The sequence below is a fragment of the Sphingomonas sp. GC_Shp_3 genome, assembly GCF_026540945.1.
In the GTDB taxonomy this organism is placed as follows: Bacteria; Pseudomonadota; Alphaproteobacteria; order Sphingomonadales; family Sphingomonadaceae; genus Sphingomonas.
This window is the reverse complement of the sequence record NZ_JALNUT010000008.1, coordinates 1-16,778: the sequence shown is the minus strand read 5'-3', so window position 1 is coordinate 16,778 and position 16,778 is coordinate 1. Positions and strand designations below refer to the sequence as shown.

Below are 16,778 nucleotides of genomic sequence, written 5' to 3'. Positions count from 1 at the left end.
TGGTTCAACTCACGAACGAATTGGCGAGGCTGCCCATCGTCAGCGCCCAGCCATCGACCAGCACGAACAGCAGCAGCTTGAAGGGGAGCGAGATGATCGTCGGCGACAGCATCATCATGCCGAGCGCCATCAGCACCGTCGCGACGACGAGATCGATGACGATGAACGGCAGGAACACGAGGAAGCCGATCTGGAACGCGGTCTTGAGCTCACTGGTGATGAACGACGGCAGCAGCACCGAAAAGGGAATGTCGTTGGCGCTCTGATATGGCCCGCTCTTGGCGATGCCGGCGAACATGGTGATGTCCTTCTTGCGGGTCTGTTTCGCCATGAAGCTGTGCAGCGGCACGGCGGCGCGCTTGATCATCTCGGTCGCGCTGATCTGGCTGGCGGCGTAGGGCTGGATCGCGGTGGTGTTCATCTCGTTGATGACCGGCGCCATCACGAAGAACGACAGGAACATGGCGAGGCCGACCAGCACCTGGTTGGGCGGGGTCTGTTGCAGCCCCAGCGCCTGCCGCAGGATCGACAGCACGATGAGGATGCGCGTGAAGCTCGTCATCATCAGCAGGATGCCGGGCAATACCGTCAGCAGCCCCATGATGATGAGGATTTGAAGCGACAGCGCGAGCGGCGCATTGCCGCCGCCAAGGTCCTTCAGCGCATGATCGACCGCATCGCCGGCACCGGGGACGGCGGGCGGCGTCACCGCCGGCAGCGTTTGCGCAAAGGCGGGATGCGCGACGATCAGCGTGAACACCATGCCGAGCACGACCAGCAGCAGCTTGGCGATTAGTCCGCCCTTGCGCGCCGGAGCCGCCGTCTTGAACAGCGCCGGCCCTTTGCCCTTGCGCGTCACCGTCACGCTCATTTGGTCACGTCCCCGCGATCCACCAGCGCCACGCCCGCGCGGCTGACCGAGACGAGCAGCTTGCGCCCCTCGAACTCCAGCACGGCGAGCTTGACGGTGGGGGAGATCATCATCGTCTCCTTGACCGCCAGCATCCGGTTGGCGGGCTGGCCCGGCATCCGCGATTCGAGTTTGCGCCACAGGTACAGGCAGCCGACCAACAGGCCGCATACCAGCGGCAACAGGATGACGAGCTTGAGGATGTAGGACCACATCATGACTGGATCAGGCCCGCTTGTCCGGGGAGACCAGTTCGGTCATCCGCACGCCGAAGCGGTCGCCCACCGTCACCACCTCGCCGCGCCCGATCAGCGTGCCGTTGACCAGCACGTCGAGCAGTTCGTTGGCGTGGCGATCGAGCTCGATCACGCTCGATTCGCCGAGTGCCAGCAGTTCGCGCAGTGTCAGGCTGGTTGAGCCGATCTCGACCGTCAGCTTGACGTCGACATCCTGCAACAGCCGGAAGTTGGCGGCGACGCTCGCCTCGGCGGCAAAGGCGCCGGTCATGTCGTTCATTGGTCTTCCTCGTGAAATGCGCGAAGGGTGTTGAGGCGGATCGCCGCCTTGCCGTTGGAGGTGCCGACCGTGCCGGTGCCGAGGCAGTCGCCACCGACCATCACCGGCACTTCCGCGCCGACGCTGATCGGGATGACGTCACCCGCCTTCAATTCCATCAGCACCGCGAGCGAGATCATCGGCTCGGCCAGCACGGAGCGGATCGGAAAACGCACGTTCATCGCCGCGCGGGTCAGACCGGCGCGCCACGTCGGGTCGGGCTCGGCCGTCTTGCCGTGAACCTTGCCGGTCAGCGACAGCGCGAACGGTTTGAGGCCCGACACCGGATAGAGCAGATCGATGAAAATCGGCTTCTCGCGCCCCGAGGCGAGCCCGAAGCGCGTGACGACGACCGCATCGTCGCCATCGAAATCGTGGATAAGCGAGGGGTTCGCCTCTGGATCTCCGGCGGCGAACTCAAGCCTGGCGAGCGGCTCCCACGCCTGCCGCAGCGGCTCGGCGAGCATGTCGCCGATGCGCGCGACCAGCGCCTCGGCGGCTGGGGTGAACTCGCTCGGCATCTCGGCCGGCGCGCTGCCGGTGCCGCCGAAGAACAGGTCGAGCAGTTCCAGCACGAACCGCCCGTCGAATACGGCGAGCGCCTGTCCGGCCGCGCCCCGCACCGACGTCATCGCCAGCGGCTGCCACGCGGTCAGCCCGTCCGGCCGCTCGGCGCGGTAATCGGTGAAACGCTGCACCACCAGCGGCTCCGCCCAGGTGCGAAGCTCCCGGCGGAGCAGCGGCTCCAGCACCCCGCGCAACCCTCGCGCCAGCCGCGCGGAGAGATGCTGCAACGTGTGCAGATCGCCGAACGGGTTGAGGTTCGCCGACCCCAAAGCGCCGTGATCCGCCGCACGCGATCGCTCGCGCCGTTCGGTTGTCAGGGGTGAAGAGCCGTTAACCATGCATCTTCACTGAACAACAAAATTGGTAAAGTAGACGTTACCAATCCCGCCGAATCCCTCTTTTTGCTGCAATGTATCGTTAATTGCCTTGGCCAGCCGCTTCTGGAGCTGCTGTTTGCCCGCACTGGTGAACACCTGCTCCTCGGTCGTGTCGCCAAGCGCCATCAGGATCGCCGATCGCACCGCGATCTCGTTGGTTTTCAAATTCGCGATCACGCTGTCGTCGTACGGCGTCGACACTGCGAGGCCGACCTGGATGAAATGCGTACTGTCCTGGAGGTTGGAGGTGAACTCCTTGTCCATAGCGTAGTAATTTGATGCGTATTTGTCGCCGCCCTCGCCCGTAGGGGGTGCGTTGCCGCTCGATCCACCTTCCTTTGCGTCGCCACTCGCACTGACGCGCTTCTGCTCGCTTTTGGGAACGAGCTTGGGGCCGGCCGGCTCGGCCCGCGCCGCAGCGCCGCCGAAGAACCCGGCCTTCGCCGCGAACAAGCCGCCCGCCACGCCGCCACCGACCAGCACCAGCAGTCCGACGCCCAACATCAGCATCTTCATCATGCCGCCCTTCTTCTTGGGCGCCTTGTCGTCGGCCTTTGCGTCACTCATCGGTCAAGCTCCTGTCAGGCGAGCCGGGCATCTTCGCCGTCTCCCTCGATTGTGGTGGGAATGAAAACATTGGCGGTGGCTGGAGCCTGGCGCTGCGGCTGGGGCTGCTGCCCACTTCCGCTACCCGCGCCGCCGGTGCCGCTATCCACGGTTGCGCCCGCGATCCGCACGCCGCGTTGATCCGCGAGCTCGACCAGACGCGGCTGCGCCTCGGTGAGCAGCGCGCGCGTGGCCTCGGTTTCGGCGGTGAAATGAACGTGCACGGCATCGCCCGAGCGTCGCACCGCCACATCCACCCCGCCGAGCGCGTCGGGCACCAGCCGGATGTGCGTGTCGTTCGCATTCGCGTCGTCCCGCAGCGTTTCGATATGGTCGATCATCTTTTGCAGACCGGTATCTCCGCGCAGATCGAGCGGCACATGGCGGGTCTCGCCAGTCGGCTGCACCACGTTCCGCAACGCGACTTCGGTGGTCAGCCCTGTTTGTAGAACGATTGGATCGGCAGCCGCCTTCTTGCGATCGTCATGCCTGATCGGATCCATGCCGAGCGCGGCAACGTCGACAGAAACTGTCGGCATCGCGCCTCGCGCAGGCTGCGGCTGGGCCTGTATCGCCACCGGTGCCACCGCGACGTGCAGAGCTGCGCCGTGATCCGCGGCGCGAAACAGGTCAGATGGCGTGGCGCGAAGCGCGGCGTCACTGAGCACCGCTGTATTCGCTACGTCGGAAGAGCCGATGCCCCCAGAAACGGGATCGCGCGCGAAGATCGCGGACTGCAGGTCGGCCATCACCGGCGCGCCAAGCGCGCCGGCGGCCGGCGCCGGCTTGGCGATACCCACTTGGACCGCCGCTGGCGCGACCGGCGCATTTGGCAACAGCCCGGTAGGCAACCACAACAGTCGAGGGTCGAGGGGCGAGGGGCTAGCCGGGCGCTGTGGCTGGGACTGCCGCCTGCTTTCGCTACCCGTGCCGTCGGTGCCACTATCCACGCTAGCGCCCGCGATCCGCACGCCGCGCTGATCCGCGAGCTCGACCAGACGCGGCTGCGCCTCGGTAAGCAGCGCGCGCGTGGTCTCGGTTTTGGTGGTGAATTGCACGTGCACGGCATCGCCCGAGCGTCGTACCGCCACATCCACCCCGCCGAGCGCCTCGGGCGCCAGGCCGATGTGCGTGTCGTTCGCATCCGCGTCGTCCCGCAGCGTTTCGATATGGTCGATCATCTTTGGCAGACCGGTATCGTCGCCTAGATCGAGCGGCACATGGCGGGTGTCGCCGGTCGGCTGCAATACGTTCTGCAACGCGATTTCGGTGGTTAGCCCTGTTTGTGGAACGATTGTATCGGCAGCCGCCTTCTTGCGATCCTCATGCGTCGTCGGGTCCGTGCCAAGCGCGGCGACGTCGACGGCAACCGTCGGCGTGGCGCCCCGCGCAGGCTGCGGCTGGCCCTGTGACGCCACCGCGACGTGCAGCGCCGCACTGTGATCGGCGGCGTGGGACATGTCAGATGGCATGGCGCGAAGCGCGGCGTCACCGATCACCGTCTTAGCAGCCATTTCAGGGATGCCGGTGTCGCTCAACACGGGATCGCGCGCGACGATCGCCGGCTGCAGGCCGGCCGGCACCGGCGCGCCAAGCGTGTCGGCAGCCGGCGCTGGCTTGTCGAAACCCACCGGGACCGCCGCTGGCGCGACCGGCGTGAACCGCGCGTTTGGCAATAGATTGGGTAACTTGGTGCCAACCGCGGCGGCGGCGACCGCCGCCTTACGCGCGCTGACAAAAATGCCGGTGTTATCCGAGACGGGATCGCGCACGACGATCGCCGGCTGCAGGTCGGCCGGTGCCGGCTTCGCGCTATCCGCCGGGACCGCCGCCGGCGTGACCGCCGTGAACCGCGCGTTTGGCAATAGATCGGGTAACTTGGCGCGAAGCGCGGCGTCGCTTACCGCCGCTTTACGCGCGCTGACGGAAATGCCGGTGTCGTCCGACACGGGATCGCGCGCGACGATCGCCGGCTGCGGGGCGACCGGCGCCGGCGCGCCAGGCGTGTCGGCGGCCGGCGTCGGCTTTGCCATACCCTCCGAGATCGTCACCGGCGCGACCGGCGACAGCCCGGCAGGCGACCACCGCAGCGATTCGAGCATCGCCGGGGCGGCAGGATCAGCGACGATACCCGGCAAGTCCTTGCCGCCGTCGGCTTCGTCTTGCCGCTGCGGCAGTGCGATCAGGTTGCCGTCGTCATCACCACCGCTCAGCGCGGCCATCGCCAGCGCGAAGCTGCCATCCGCATCCCCACGCGGCGCGCGGCGACCATCGGCAAGCGCGGACATAGTTTGACTGACAGGCGAAAGCGCGACCATTGATCCCCCGGATACTCCACGCCCGCAGGCGCTCGGGCGTGGATCAGCAAGGATCGTGCCGGATTTTGCGCGACGGCGGTGCAGCTTCCAGGGCGCGGATCTCCTTGAGCGCGGCCTCGGCGGCGGCACGCTCCATCAGCTTCTCGATCGCGCTCTGGTCGCGCTTGGCTTCGCGTGTCGCCTCGGCCGCGCGGGCCGCCACCGCCTGCGCCGCGCGCACGCGGCCCTCGGCGGCTTCGGCGCTATGGTGCAGCCGCTCGCGGAAGTGCGCGGCCGCGACGAGCGACACACCGGCGGTCGGCGTCGGACTTGGCGTAGGCGCGACGTCGCCGGCAAGCTGCGCGATGCGCGCGCGCAGATTCGCCTCGCTGGCGACGCGGGCGTGCGCCTGCGCCTCATCGGCGCGCACCAGGCCGAGTTGCAACGTGCGGACGCGCAGCAGGCGTTCGAGTTTCTTCTTATCGGCCATTCAACGCAGCCTAACCGTCACCGAAAACGCCCGTCAGTTCCGCCACAGCATCGGCAAGCGGCACCATCTCATCCGGGTCCTGCTTCACATATTCCATGATCGCGGGATGACACGCGAGCGCCGCGTCGATCGCCGGATCCGCTCCGGCACGATACGCCCCCATCAGCACGAGGTCGCGGTTCTCCTCATAAGTGGCGAGGTGTCGCCGGAGCGTCCGCGCCGCCTGCTGGTGCGGCTTTGGCGTGATGTCGGTCATCACCCGGCTCACCGAGGGACCAATGTCGATCGCGGGATACACGCCACGCTCGGCGAGCGCGCGCGATAGCACGATATGTCCGTCGAGGATCGAGCGCGCCGAATCCACCACCGGGTCGTTGCCGTCGTCACCATCCGCCAGCACCGTGTAGATCGCGGTGATCGAGCCGCCGCTGTGCACGTCGGTGCCGGCACGCTCGATCAGGTTGGGCAGCATCGCAATCGCCGAGGGTGGATAGCCGCGCGCCGATGCCGGTTCGCCCAGCGCCAGGCCGATCTCACGCCCGGCGTGCGCCACGCGGGTAAGGCTGTCCATGATGAGCAGCACCTGCTTGCCCTCGGCGCGGAACGCCTCAGCGATCGCGGTTGCGCGCAAAGCCCCACGGATGCGCAATACCGGCGAGTGATTGGCCGGCACCGCGACCACGACGGCGCGTTTACGCGCGTCCCCCGCTACCTTGGTTTCGAGGAAGTCGGCCACTTCCCGGCTGCGCTCGCCGATCAGTCCGATCACGATCACGTCGGCCTTGGCGGCGCGCACGATCATGCCGAGCAGCACCGATTTGCCGACGCCCGATCCCGCCATGATGCCGATCCGCTGCCCCTGCCCGACCGTCAGCAATCCGTTGATCGCCCGCACGCCGACGTCGAGCGGCTGCAGCACGCGGCCACGATCGAGCGGGCTTTGCAGCTTGCCCGCCAGTGGCCAGCGCGCTGCGCCCCGGATCGGGCCAAGCCCGTCGATCGGCTTGCCCGCACCGTCGAGCACCCGCCCGAGCAGCGCCGCGCCGACCTCCGCCTCGCCCGGTTCGCCGATCGGTCGCACCGGCATCTGCGGCAACAAAGGCGCGGGGCCACCAAGATTCATCAGCAAGGTACGACCGTTCCGGAAGCCGATCACCTCGGCCTCGACGCCCACGCCTTTCGCGCCGATCTGACACACCGTCCCGACCGGCAATGACAGTCCGACCGCCTCCATCAGCAGCCCGTCATACGACGCCAGCCGCCCCGACACTTTCGGCGCGGGATCGAGGGCAAGACCGAGCGATTCGAGGTAATCGCCGGTAAATCGGTTGAGCATCAGGCCTCATCCCCCGGCACGGCGACCCGCTCGATCGCGTGCGCAAGCTGTTCGAGCCACAGTTCCGGCCCGTCCTCGACGATGGTCGAGGCGGCCTCGAGCACGAAGCTGCCGCGCGCGACGCCAGCATCGCCGACCGCGAACACACTGGCCGGCAGCTTGCCCTCCAGCAGCGCGACGTCGCCGGGGTTGACGCGCAGCATAGCCGATTCGGTTTGGTCGCTCAGCAGGTCGGTGGCGGCGGTGATCCGCTTGGCGAGCCGCTCCGGCGCGACGCCAATCTCGCCGACCAGTTGCGTGACGAGATACAGCACCGTCTGCCGCAGCCGGCGCGCCACTGCCTCGCGGTCAAGCCGGCTACCCGCCTGCAACGCCGCGCCGAGCTGCGCCAGCAGCGTCTGGTCGCGATCGGCTACCGCGCGCGCCTCGGCGAGCGCATCGGCATATCCGGCGTCATAACCGGCACTCCGCGCGACTTCGACCGGATCGACGAAGAGGCTCGGGCCGATGGGCTCGGCCTCCGGCTCGAACGGGTCCCAGCCCTCGGTCGGATCGGCGGCGGGGTCGGCTGGTGAGAAATGACGTGGACCGTCCGGCGTGGAGGCGGCGTGTGCGACCGCCTCGTCACGCCCGGTAAAGGCGGCGGTATATGCCGCCGCGATGCCGCGCGCTTCCGCCGCCGCAAAGCCCGGCATGACATCGAACGCGCGTTGCAACGCTTCGCCAAGGGCATCGTGACGCGCGGTAGCAAGGCCGGAGATGAAGTTAGACATAATCGTCCTCGCCTCCGCCCATCTGGATCGTGCCGTCCTTGGCGAGATTGCGCGCGATCTGGATGATGACCTTCTGCGCTTCCAGGACTTCGGAGAGCTTCATCGGCCCGCGCGATTCCATCTCGTCGCGAATACCGTCGGCGGCGCGCGCCGACATGCAGCCCAGGAAACGGTTCCGCGCCGCCTCGTCCACGCCCTTCAGCGCGCGGGTCAGCACATCGCCGTCGATGTTGCGGATCAGCGTGCCGAGGTTCTTGTCGTCGAGGTCGAGCAGGTTGTCGAACACGAACATCGCCTCCTCGATCGCCTTGGCGACCTCTCGGTCGATCTTGAACAATTTGGGCATCACGCGCTGCTCGGTGGTTTTGCGCGCGGACGACATGATCTTCGCCGCCTCCTTGGTGCCACCGAGCGTGACGCCGGCGCCGCCCTGGGTCTTGCCGGAACGCTTGGCGAGCACGGTGCGCAGGGTATCGACCGCCTCCGGCGTGATCGGCCCGAGCCGCGCGATCCGGTGCAGGATGTCGGGCTGCACCGCATCGGGCAGCAACTCAAGCACCTGCGCTGCGACGGCGGGATCGAGGTTGGCGATCAGCACGGCGGCGATCTGGGGATGCTCCTTCTCGATCGTCGCGGCGATCTCGGGCGCGTCGAGCCAGTCGAGCAGGTCGATCTGGCAGGCATCCTGCGCCGGCACGATCCGCGCCAGCACGCTGTCAGCCTTTTCACGGCCGAGTGCCTTGGTCATCACCGATTCGATCTTGGGGCGCGGATCGAAGCCGATCGTGGTACGCTCGCGCGCCTTGTCGATGAAATCGTCGAGCACGCTCTCCACCTCGGCCTCGCTCACGTCCGCCACCGCGAACATCGCCTTGCCGAGCTGGCGGACTTCCTCGGGCTCGAGCTTCTGCAGGATGGCGGCGGCTTCTTCCTCGCCGACCAGCATCATCAGCACGGCGGCACGCTCGACACCGGTATAGGTGCGCATAGGGGTCATCGCATTCATGATTTCGCATCCGCCCTGATCATGTCGCGCACCGCCAGGGCCGCGCGCGCCGGGTTGTCGCGGGTGAAGCCGCGCACCATGTCGATCCGGTCGTCGTAATTGACCGCACTCTCCAACTCGCCGATCGACACCGGCGCGGCCGGCATGACGACCTCGCCTTCCTCATCGACCCCGCCGTCGGTTGGCGTGCCATCGGCGCGCACCGCCAGCCTCGCATCCGGATCGATCGCAGCTTCAGGCTTCTTGAGCAGCGCCTTGGCGAGCGGGCGCACGCCGAGGAACAGCACCAGCAGCGCGATGACGATGGCGGTAACGTTGCGGGCGATCACCGGCAGCCAGCCCGCATCGTACCACGGCTGCTTGGCGTCGAGTTCGGCCGAGCCGGCAAACTTGCGGCTGATGACGACGACCTGATCGTTGCGGCTCTGGTCAAAGCCGACCGCCGTCCGCACCAGTTGCGTGATCTGCTGGATCTCCATTGCCGAGCGCGGCTTGGCGCCATCGGGATCGCGCAGCAGCACCGCCACCGACAGCCGCTTGATGCCGCCGGGCGCACCGCGCGTCACCGACACTTCCTTGCCAAGATCATAGGCGCGGGCGAACTGGTCGCTCTGCTTCATCGCATCGGTGATCGGGCCGCCGGGCGTCGTCGTCGCGCCGGGCGTGGCCGCGCCGGGTGCGGCCCCCGCCGCCGGGGTCGGCTGCGGCTGCGGCACGCTCAGTTGCGATGCAGGCGGCGGCGTGTTCGACAGCGCACCGGGAATACCGCCGGGCGCGGCCGTATCCTTCTGGTTGCCGGTCCACTGGCCCTGTTCGGCGCGGAGCGTGCCGGTCTTGTCGTAGCTTTCACGCGTCGCCTGCGTCTCGTCGAGATCGACATCGGCCTGAATCTCGGTGGTGAAATTGCCCGCGCCGACCAAAGGCGTGAGCAACTGCATCACCTGCGCGCGGTACTTCTCCTCGACGGTACGCTGGAACCGCACGCGCTCGTCAGTAGCGGCACCAGCGGCGCTCTGATCGCCCTTGGTAAGCAGCCCGCCCATCTGATCGACGATCGTCACCGCATCCGGCTTCATCCCCGGCACCGACGAAGCGACGAGGTTGACGATCGACGACACCTGCGCATCGCCGAGCGAGCGGCCCGGCTGTAGCTTGACGATGACCGAAGCCGAAGGCGCGGCATTGTCGCGCACGAAGACGGAGGCTTCCGGCATGGCGAGATGCACGCGCGCCTCGGCTACCGCGTCGATCTCCTGGATGGAGCGCGCCAGCTCGGTCTCGCGCGCCTGCCGCAGCCGCTCGCCTTCTACCGCGCGCGACACGCCCATCGGCAACTGGTCAAGGATCGCGTACCCGCCCGGCGCCGCCTTGGGCAGGCCTTGTCCGGCGAGCAGGATACGCGCGCGCGAATAATCATCCTCGTTGACGGTCAGCGCGCCGGTGCCGCCGTCGATATGCGACTTGATGTTGGCGGCATCGAGCGCTGCCGTCACCGATGCCTTGTCGGCATCGGGCAGTGCCTGAAACAGCGTCTTCTGCGTCGGCGTGGCGAGCATCAGCCACGCGAGCGCGGCGGCGACGACGAGGCCGACCAGCATCGCCATCGGCAGGCTGCGCCGAACCGCAGGCTGCGCGAGGAGACCCTGCATCTGCCGCAGCGGGTTGGCGAAGCGTTCCGGCACGAGCGCGGCGACGGGGTTCGCAATCGTCTGATTGGGGGGGGTAAGAGCGTTGCTCATCGTTTATACCGGCATGCTCATGATGTCCTTGTAAGCGGACAGGATCTTGTTGCGGACCTGCAGCGTCGCCTCGAAGCCGACCGACGCCTGCTGGCGGGCGAGCATCACCTTGGCGATGTCGACCGTCTCGCCGCGTTCGTAGGATTCACTGATCTTGGCGGCGTCGTTCTGGCCTTGGTTGACCGCCTTCAGCGCGTCTTCCATCGTCGAGCTGAAACTCGCCGACTTGGCCTCCGTCGCCGGCGCCGCCGCGTCGGTGGCACTCGCGCGGGACAGCGCCTGATTGCGTTCGAGGATCTGCGATCGGAGCGCCATCACCCGATCGACACCCATCGCGCCGGAAATCGCGGTCATGCGCTCATCACCCGGGCATGTGCACCGGTGATGTCCTCACCCTGCTCGCGCGCCTTGGCGAGGCGGTAGCGCAATGTGCGTTCGGAAATGCCGAGCCGCCGCGCCGTCTCGATCCGGCTGCCGCCGCACGCCGCCAGCGTGTCACGGATCGCCTGGAACTCATGCATCTGCACAATGTTGCCGAGCGTCGCCGGCTGTGCTGGCGCTTCGCCCTGCGCGACCGGAAAGGCGATGACCGGCACGGGCGTCGGATTCGTGGGCGCGCTCGGCCGATCGAACAGGATGTGCTGTGCCGCGATCGTGTCGCCGCCGGCGAACAACAGCGCGCGCTGGATCACGTTCTCCAGCTCACGTACGTTGCCGGGCCAAGCGTGATCCATCAGCAACGCGATCGCGGAAGGGTCAAGCCACGGCACCGTCTTGCGGTTGCCGGCATGGCGCAGCACCAAGGTTGCGGCGAGCGCAGGGATATCCTGCGGGCGATCGGCCAGCGGCTTGGTGGTGAGCGGGAACACCGACAGGCGGTAATAGAGATCGGCGCGGAACCGGCCCGCCGCCACCTCGTCCTGCAAGTCGCGGTTCGCGCAGGCGATCACGCGTACGTCGACCGGGATCGGCACCGATGCGCCGATCGGCACCACCTCGCGTTCCTGAAGCGCCCGCAGCAACTTGGCTTGAAGCTGGATCGGCATCTCGGCGATCTCGTCGAGCAGCAGCGTGCCGCCATGCGCCGCGCGGAAGAACCCCTCGCCGCCCGACGATGCACCGGTGAACGCGCCCTTCTGGTGGCCGAACAGCATCGCCTCCAGCATCGCCTCGGGCAGCGCCGCACAGTTGATCGCCACGAACGGCTTGTCGCGCCGTTCCGAGGCGAGGTGGATGGTACGTGCCAGCACCTCCTTGCCGGTGCCGGTCGGGCCGTTGATGAGCACGGTGATGTCCGCCTGCGCGACCCGCTCGGCCAGCGCATACAGCGCGAGGCTCTCGGGATCGGCGGCGGTCGGCGCTTCGGCTTCCGCCACCAGCGCCCGTACGAAGGCGTTGCCGACCGCCGCATCGCTGCTGTCATACCCGACGCGCGCCGGCGCACCATCGCGCGACGGGGTCACGTACCGGCCGTCCTCGCCCAGGATCACGGTGCGCGCCGGCGCAGCGACCGGTTCGCCGTCCGCGACGAGATAGATTTCGCCCGGCTGCGGCTTGCCGCCGGCAGCGGCAACATTGAACCCTTGCGCGCGCAGCGACGAAACGAGCGTGAATTTCTGCCGGAGCACGGCGGCCGACGGAACGATGGAGCGCATGAACTTCCCCTTTGACGGGACATGAAATGCGTCAATTCTGGTAAACGACCGGTTAAGCACTTTGCCGCCCGGCAAGATATTTCCGCGCTTCCGCGTTATTTCCGGGCGCGCCCGCGTAGAACGGTTGCCGCCAGTTCGGAGGTTTGCCCGGCAAAAAACGGCAACCGGCAAGGCATCGCCGCCGACCGGCATTTTTTCGCCTAAAGCTCGGCAAGGTCCTGCCGTTTCTCCTCTTGTCAGCTTGGCTCTCCGCATCGGGTGGGGGCGGTGAAGCGGCAATGGAGTTTTAGCAAATGACCGTCATCGGAACCAATGTCGCGGCGCTGCGCGCTGCCAGCGCCTCGAACTCGGCCTCGTCGATGTTGCAGACCGCGCAGCAGCGCCTCTCGACCGGCAAACGCATCAACTCGGCGCGCGACGACGCCGCCGGCCTCGCCATCGCGACGTCGATGCAGTCGCAGATCACCGGCATGAACCAGGGCATCCGCAACGCCAACGACGGCATCTCGATGGCGCAGACCGCCGAAGGTTCGCTCGATGAGGTGACGAACATGCTCCAGCGCATGCGCGAGCTGAAGGTCCAGTCGGCCAACGGCACCTATTCGACCAGCGACGTCGCCAACATGAAGACCGAGCAGGACGCGCTCGCCTCGCAGATCACCAGCGTCGTCAACAACACGCAGTTCAACGGCAAGAACCTGTTCGACGGCACGGCCGGCAGCGCCGGCGCGGTGACGATCCAGGCCGGCGCCAATGCGTCCGACACGGTCACGCTGAACCTCGCCAACCTCAAGACCGACACTGACCTCGCCAAGGTCGTGGCAAGCGGCGCGTCGGTGGCGGGGGCAAGCCTCACCGACTACGACTCGGCGATCGCCAAGATCGGCACGACGCGCGCGGGCCTCGGCGCGACCGAGAACCGGCTGACCTCGGCGGTGAACAACCTCACCACCAACTCGACCAACCTGGCAGACGCGCAGAGCCGCATCCAGGACGCCGACTTCTCGACCGAATCGACCAACCTCGCCAAGGCGCAGATCCTCAGCCAGGCGTCGACCGCGATGCTCGCGCAGGCGAACCAGTCGACGTCGAGCGTAATGTCGCTGCTGCGGTAAAAGCGGCATCAGACTTGCCGGCCGTGTTCGGCACGCATCCCCCGGGCGTACCGGGGCCGGCAAGCGATCCTCCACGCGCCAGCGTATCCGGCGCGGGATCGCGCGAGACCCCGGCGGCTTTGCCGTCGGGGTCTTCATCGGTGGAACAGCACCTGCAGTTTTCGCTTAAGGCGATTTCGAACCGGTCGTTTCTGGTCTCGACGGCTCAGCCCTCCGCCAGGGGGCGGCGGGGTCACGTCGGGTAATGGAGACACGAACCATGACTGTTATCGGCAGCAATATTTCCGCGCTGCGCTCGTCGAGCGCCTCGAATAAAGCCTCGATGATGTTGCAGACCGCGCAGGAGCGGCTGTCGACCGGCAAGCGCATCAACTCCGCCAAGGACGATGCCGCCGGCCTTGCCATCGCCACGTCCATGCAGTCGCAGGTGACTGGCATGAACCAGGGCATTCGCAACGCGAACGACGGCATTTCGATGGCGCAGACGGCGGAAGGCTCGCTCGACGAAGTCACCAATATGCTTCAGCGCATGCGTGAGTTGACGGTACAGTCCGCCAACGGCACCTATTCGACCAGCGACCTGTCGAACATCAAGCTCGAGCAGGACGCACTCGCCAGCCAGATCAGCACCGTACTGACCAACAGCCAGTTCAACGGCAAAAACCTGTTCGACGGTTCTGCCGGAAGCGCTGGCGTGGTCAGCATCCAGGCCGGCGCCAACGCTTCGGACAGCGTCACCATGACGCTGCCGAAACTGACCACAGACACCAATCTCGCGAAGGTCGTCAGCGGTGGCGCCTCGGTGGCGAGCGCGACGCTGGCCAATTACGACACCGCCATCGCCACCGTCGCAACCGCGCGCGCCAGCCTCGGCGCGACGGAGAACCGGCTGACCTCGGCGGTGAACAACCTCACCACCAACTCGACCAACCTGTCCGACGCGCAGAGCCGCATCCAGGATGCCGACTTCTCGACCGAGTCGACCAACCTCGCCAAGGCGCAGATCCTCACCCAGGCCTCGACCGCGATGCTCGCGCAGGCGAACCAGTCGACCCAGAGCGTGATGAAGCTGCTCCAGTAAGCACCAAGCGAAGGCTTCGGCACCGCCCCCTTCGGGTGTTGGAGCCGCACGCGCGCTTTCGAGATTACGAGAGCGATGCACAACCCCGGTGGCCGCGAGGCTGCCGGGGTTTGTGTGTTTGGGTGTGTAAGCCCCGTGTCTCCTGCTCGGCCCTTCCCCGATGCAGCACCGGGCCGGTCCGCACGGCGAGATCAATTACCTCGGCGCAACGCTTAACGCTGGGCTTTGGCCATGCGGAGTCGAAACTCTGCGTTGGCGCGTCGTGCACGCCGGCGACGCTGCGATCACGAACTCGACATAAGATTGTTGCTGATGCCGGCTATCGTCGCCGGCTGGACGTCGCGTGACGCAGCGCCGGGCTTCGTGGTCGCTCCAGCCAAGCGCCGCGACAGTATCACCGACGGCGCATAGCCGTGTTCCCGGCCCGGCGCGAAACGCTGATCCGGCTCCGCAGGGCCGCAGCCCGCTCAAACCCGCCGCGCGAGCGCCTTCTTCAGCCGATCGTGCGCGGACTTCTTGATCTGGCAGACTCGCGCCGCGCCGACGCCGAGCACTTGCCCGATTTCCTCGAGGTTCAGTTCCTCGACATAGTAAAGCTGCACCACCTGCGCCTCACGCTCCGGCAACGCGGCGATCGCGCCGACCAGCGCGGTGCGCAGATCCGCGTCGGCAAGCTGCTCGAACGCATCGGGCTCTTCGCTCGCGAACCACGGGCCCTCGTCCGAATAGACGTCGTCGATCGGCTCGAACCGCACCGCCTCGGCGGCGGCATAATCGATCCGCATCTTGTCGGGCGTGACGCCCAGCCGCTCCGCGATTTGGGCTTCGCTTGGCGCCTTGCCGAGCTCAGTCGTCATCGCCGCGAGTGTCTGCTGGTACAACCGCCGCCGCTGCATCGCACCGCGCGTGAGGGTGGCCTGACGGCGCAACGCATCGATCATCGAGCCGCGCACGCGCGTGACGAGATATTGCTCGAACGGCACCGCCCCACGTTCCTCGAAAGCGCCTGCCGCCTCGACCAGCGCGACCAGACCGATCTGGACGAGATCCTCGACCTCGACCACGCTGCTCATGCTGCCGTGGATGTGCCAGGCGATGCGTCGCACCAGCGGCATATGTTTGCGCGCCAGCGCGGACACGTCGCGCGCGGCGCCCGGCGCATAGGTGAGCGGCGTCGCATCCGCGAACGCCTGTCGCATCGGCAGCGCGCTCATGCCGGCAGCGCCCCGGGTGCGCCGATCACGGCGACGACTTCGACCGCCTTCTCCTCGGGCACCTCGAAGAAGCTCATCACCGGCGTGTCGGGCAGGCAGGTGCGCACCAGCTTGCGGATCGCGACGCGGATCGACGGCTGCACGACCAGCGCGAACGGCTTGGCCTCGGCGATCAGCGGTTGCGCGGCGCGTTGCAGCGCATCGACGATGCGGCGGCCGAGATCGGGTTCGATCGTGTGGCGGCGCGCGGTATCGGCGCGCATCGCCTGGCCGAGCAAGCCTTCCAGTTGCCCCTCCAGCGTCATCACCCGCAGCGGCTCGCGCACGCCGCACAGTTTCGAGATGATGAGCCCGCCGAGTTCGGGGCGGATCAGTTCGATGATCTCGTCCGCGTCGAGCGACTTCTGCGCGGCGACGGCGATCGCCGCGGCGATCCGGCGGAATTCCTTCAAAGGTATGTTCTCCGCAAGCAGGCCGCGCAGGACCTCGGTGAGCGTGGTGAGCGGCAGCGGGCTGGGCGACAGCGCCGCGACGAGATTGGCGGCGCGTTCCTTCAGGCCATCGAGCAGCGACTGCACCTCATCGGGGCCGAGCAGTTCGGAGGCATGGCTGGCGAGCTGGTGGTTGAGGTGCGTGGCGACTACCGTGCCGGGATCGACCACCAGATACCCCGCGCCGGTGGCGGCATCGGTATCGCCGGTCGCGATCCACACCGCATCCAGCCCGAAGGTCGGGTCCTTGGCCTTCTTGCCGCGCAACTCGCCGACCGCCTGCCCGGTATCGAGCGCCAACATCTCGTCAGGCGACACAGAGTCCTCGCCGACGACGACACCGCCGACGACGATGCGGTAGGTGTACGGCGCAAGGTTGATGTCATCGCGCACCCGCACCTGCGGCACCACGAAACCGAGATCCTTAGACAATTGCCGCCGCACGCCGGTGATCCGCGCCATCAAGGGCGAACCGCGCCGTTCGTCGGCAAGCGGCACGAGGCCATAGCCGATATCGAGATTGACCTGCATCGCGTCGGTCACCTCGTCCCAGCCGATCTCTCCAT

17 protein-coding genes are annotated in these 16,778 nt (G+C 67.2%); 2 read left to right on the top strand and 15 right to left on the bottom strand.

Annotated features, from left to right (window positions below; translation table 11 throughout):
* Positions 1 to 4: 4 nt before the first annotated feature.
* The 13 genes from fliP to OXR00_RS14475 all read right to left on the bottom strand — a co-directional run bounded on the left by fliP (position 5) and on the right by OXR00_RS14475 (position 12,311).
* Positions 5 to 871, bottom strand: coding sequence for a flagellar type III secretion system pore protein FliP (fliP, locus tag OXR00_RS14535; protein ID WP_267389012.1), 867 nt, complete (start codon positions 869 to 871; stop codon positions 5 to 7).
* On the bottom strand, positions 868 to 1,128 hold the full coding sequence (locus OXR00_RS14530; protein ID WP_267389010.1) for a flagellar biogenesis protein: 261 nt from the start codon (positions 1,126 to 1,128) through the stop codon (positions 868 to 870). Before OXR00_RS14530 ends, fliP begins: the two co-directional genes overlap by 4 nt.
* Before the next feature lie 7 nt (positions 1,129 to 1,135).
* Positions 1,136 to 1,426, bottom strand: a complete 291-nt coding sequence (gene fliN, locus OXR00_RS14525) for a flagellar motor switch protein FliN (RefSeq protein WP_242148494.1) — start codon at positions 1,424 to 1,426, stop codon at positions 1,136 to 1,138.
* On the bottom strand, positions 1,423 to 2,370 hold the full coding sequence (locus OXR00_RS14520) for a FliM/FliN family flagellar motor switch protein (RefSeq protein WP_267389006.1): 948 nt from the start codon (positions 2,368 to 2,370) through the stop codon (positions 1,423 to 1,425). The genes fliN and OXR00_RS14520 overlap by 4 nt, the downstream gene beginning before the upstream one ends.
* Positions 2,371 to 2,376: 6 nt before the next feature.
* A complete protein-coding gene (locus OXR00_RS14515) occupies positions 2,377 to 2,976 on the bottom strand; it encodes a flagellar basal body-associated FliL family protein (protein ID WP_242148489.1) in 600 nt (199 codons plus the stop codon).
* 14 nt (positions 2,977 to 2,990) lie between these two features.
* A complete protein-coding gene (locus OXR00_RS14510) occupies positions 2,991 to 5,303 on the bottom strand; it encodes a flagellar hook-length control protein FliK (RefSeq protein ID WP_267389003.1) in 2,313 nt (770 codons plus the stop codon).
* Positions 5,304 to 5,376: 73 nt separating this feature from the next.
* The gene (locus tag OXR00_RS14505; protein ID WP_267389002.1) at positions 5,377 to 5,802 is read right to left on the bottom strand and encodes a hypothetical protein; all 426 of its coding nucleotides are present in this window, start codon (positions 5,800 to 5,802) and stop codon (positions 5,377 to 5,379) included.
* 10 nt (positions 5,803 to 5,812) lie between these two features.
* On the bottom strand, positions 5,813 to 7,138 hold the full coding sequence (locus OXR00_RS14500; protein ID WP_267389001.1) for a FliI/YscN family ATPase: 1,326 nt from the start codon (positions 7,136 to 7,138) through the stop codon (positions 5,813 to 5,815).
* Positions 7,138 to 7,911 carry a FliH/SctL family protein gene (locus OXR00_RS14495; RefSeq protein ID WP_267388999.1) on the bottom strand — a complete coding sequence of 258 codons (774 nt, stop codon included), beginning with the start codon at positions 7,909 to 7,911 and terminating at the stop codon, positions 7,138 to 7,140. Before OXR00_RS14495 ends, OXR00_RS14500 begins: the two co-directional genes overlap by 1 nt.
* Positions 7,904 to 8,917, bottom strand: coding sequence for a flagellar motor switch protein FliG (gene fliG, locus OXR00_RS14490; protein WP_242148479.1), 1,014 nt, complete (start codon positions 8,915 to 8,917; stop codon positions 7,904 to 7,906). The genes OXR00_RS14495 and fliG overlap by 8 nt, the downstream gene beginning before the upstream one ends.
* Entirely contained in the window at positions 8,914 to 10,656 is a 1,743-nt protein-coding gene (gene fliF / locus OXR00_RS14485; RefSeq protein ID WP_267388997.1) for a flagellar basal-body MS-ring/collar protein FliF, read from the bottom strand. The genes fliG and fliF overlap by 4 nt, the downstream gene beginning before the upstream one ends.
* Positions 10,657 to 10,659: 3 nt before the next feature.
* Entirely contained in the window at positions 10,660 to 11,010 is a 351-nt protein-coding gene (gene fliE / locus OXR00_RS14480; RefSeq protein ID WP_242148476.1) for a flagellar hook-basal body complex protein FliE, read from the bottom strand.
* The gene (locus OXR00_RS14475) at positions 11,007 to 12,311 is read right to left on the bottom strand and encodes a sigma 54-interacting transcriptional regulator (RefSeq protein WP_267388996.1); all 1,305 of its coding nucleotides are present in this window, start codon (positions 12,309 to 12,311) and stop codon (positions 11,007 to 11,009) included. The genes fliE and OXR00_RS14475 overlap by 4 nt, the downstream gene beginning before the upstream one ends.
* A 293-nt stretch (positions 12,312 to 12,604) precedes the next feature.
* Between OXR00_RS14475 and OXR00_RS14470 the strand changes: the two genes are divergently transcribed.
* Positions 12,605 to 13,426 carry a flagellin gene (locus tag OXR00_RS14470; RefSeq protein WP_267388995.1) on the top strand — a complete coding sequence of 274 codons (822 nt, stop codon included), beginning with the start codon at positions 12,605 to 12,607 and terminating at the stop codon, positions 13,424 to 13,426.
* Between the two features lie 259 nt (positions 13,427 to 13,685).
* Positions 13,686 to 14,507 (top strand): flagellin, encoded by an 822-nt coding sequence (locus OXR00_RS14465; RefSeq protein ID WP_267388994.1) that lies wholly within the window; start codon positions 13,686 to 13,688, stop codon positions 14,505 to 14,507.
* A 467-nt stretch (positions 14,508 to 14,974) separates the two neighbouring features.
* On the opposite strand, the gene OXR00_RS14460 is transcribed toward OXR00_RS14465, so the two are convergent.
* Together OXR00_RS14460 and OXR00_RS14455 are read right to left on the bottom strand one after the other, a co-directional pair.
* Entirely contained in the window at positions 14,975 to 15,721 is a 747-nt protein-coding gene (locus OXR00_RS14460; RefSeq protein ID WP_267388993.1) for a FliA/WhiG family RNA polymerase sigma factor, read from the bottom strand.
* A partial coding sequence (locus OXR00_RS14455) for an FHIPEP family type III secretion protein (protein WP_267388992.1) occupies positions 15,718 to 16,778 on the bottom strand: 1,061 nt, incomplete at its 5' end. The genes OXR00_RS14455 and OXR00_RS14460, both read right to left, overlap by 4 nt.

Excerpts from the sequence above, each read along its gene's own strand:
- OXR00_RS14520 (WP_267389006.1), bottom strand. The coding sequence starts at position 2,370 with ATGGTTAACGGCTCTTCACCCCTGACAACCGAACGGCGCGAGCGATCG.
- fliF (WP_267388997.1), bottom strand. The coding sequence starts at position 10,656 with ATGAGCAACGCTCTTACCCCCCCCAATCAGACGATTGCGAACCCCGTC.
- fliE (WP_242148476.1), bottom strand. The coding sequence starts at position 11,010 with ATGACCGCGATTTCCGGCGCGATGGGTGTCGATCGGGTGATGGCGCTC.
- OXR00_RS14470 (WP_267388995.1), top strand. The coding sequence starts at position 12,605 with ATGACCGTCATCGGAACCAATGTCGCGGCGCTGCGCGCTGCCAGCGCC.
- OXR00_RS14460 (WP_267388993.1), bottom strand. The coding sequence starts at position 15,721 with ATGAGCGCGCTGCCGATGCGACAGGCGTTCGCGGATGCGACGCCGCTC.
- OXR00_RS14475 (WP_267388996.1), bottom strand. The coding sequence starts at position 12,311 with ATGCGCTCCATCGTTCCGTCGGCCGCCGTGCTCCGGCAGAAATTCACG.
- OXR00_RS14500 (WP_267389001.1), bottom strand. The coding sequence starts at position 7,138 with ATGCTCAACCGATTTACCGGCGATTACCTCGAATCGCTCGGTCTTGCC.
- OXR00_RS14515 (WP_242148489.1), bottom strand. The coding sequence starts at position 2,976 with ATGAGTGACGCAAAGGCCGACGACAAGGCGCCCAAGAAGAAGGGCGGC.
- OXR00_RS14465 (WP_267388994.1), top strand. The coding sequence starts at position 13,686 with ATGACTGTTATCGGCAGCAATATTTCCGCGCTGCGCTCGTCGAGCGCC.
- fliP (WP_267389012.1), bottom strand. The coding sequence starts at position 871 with ATGAGCGTGACGGTGACGCGCAAGGGCAAAGGGCCGGCGCTGTTCAAG.
- fliG (WP_242148479.1), bottom strand. The coding sequence starts at position 8,917 with ATGAATGCGATGACCCCTATGCGCACCTATACCGGTGTCGAGCGTGCC.
- OXR00_RS14495 (WP_267388999.1), bottom strand. The coding sequence starts at position 7,911 with ATGTCTAACTTCATCTCCGGCCTTGCTACCGCGCGTCACGATGCCCTT.
- OXR00_RS14530 (WP_267389010.1), bottom strand. The coding sequence starts at position 1,128 with ATGATGTGGTCCTACATCCTCAAGCTCGTCATCCTGTTGCCGCTGGTA.
- OXR00_RS14505 (WP_267389002.1), bottom strand. The coding sequence starts at position 5,802 with ATGGCCGATAAGAAGAAACTCGAACGCCTGCTGCGCGTCCGCACGTTG.
- OXR00_RS14510 (WP_267389003.1), bottom strand. The coding sequence starts at position 5,303 with ATGTCCGCGCTTGCCGATGGTCGCCGCGCGCCGCGTGGGGATGCGGAT.
- fliN (WP_242148494.1), bottom strand. The coding sequence starts at position 1,426 with ATGAACGACATGACCGGCGCCTTTGCCGCCGAGGCGAGCGTCGCCGCC.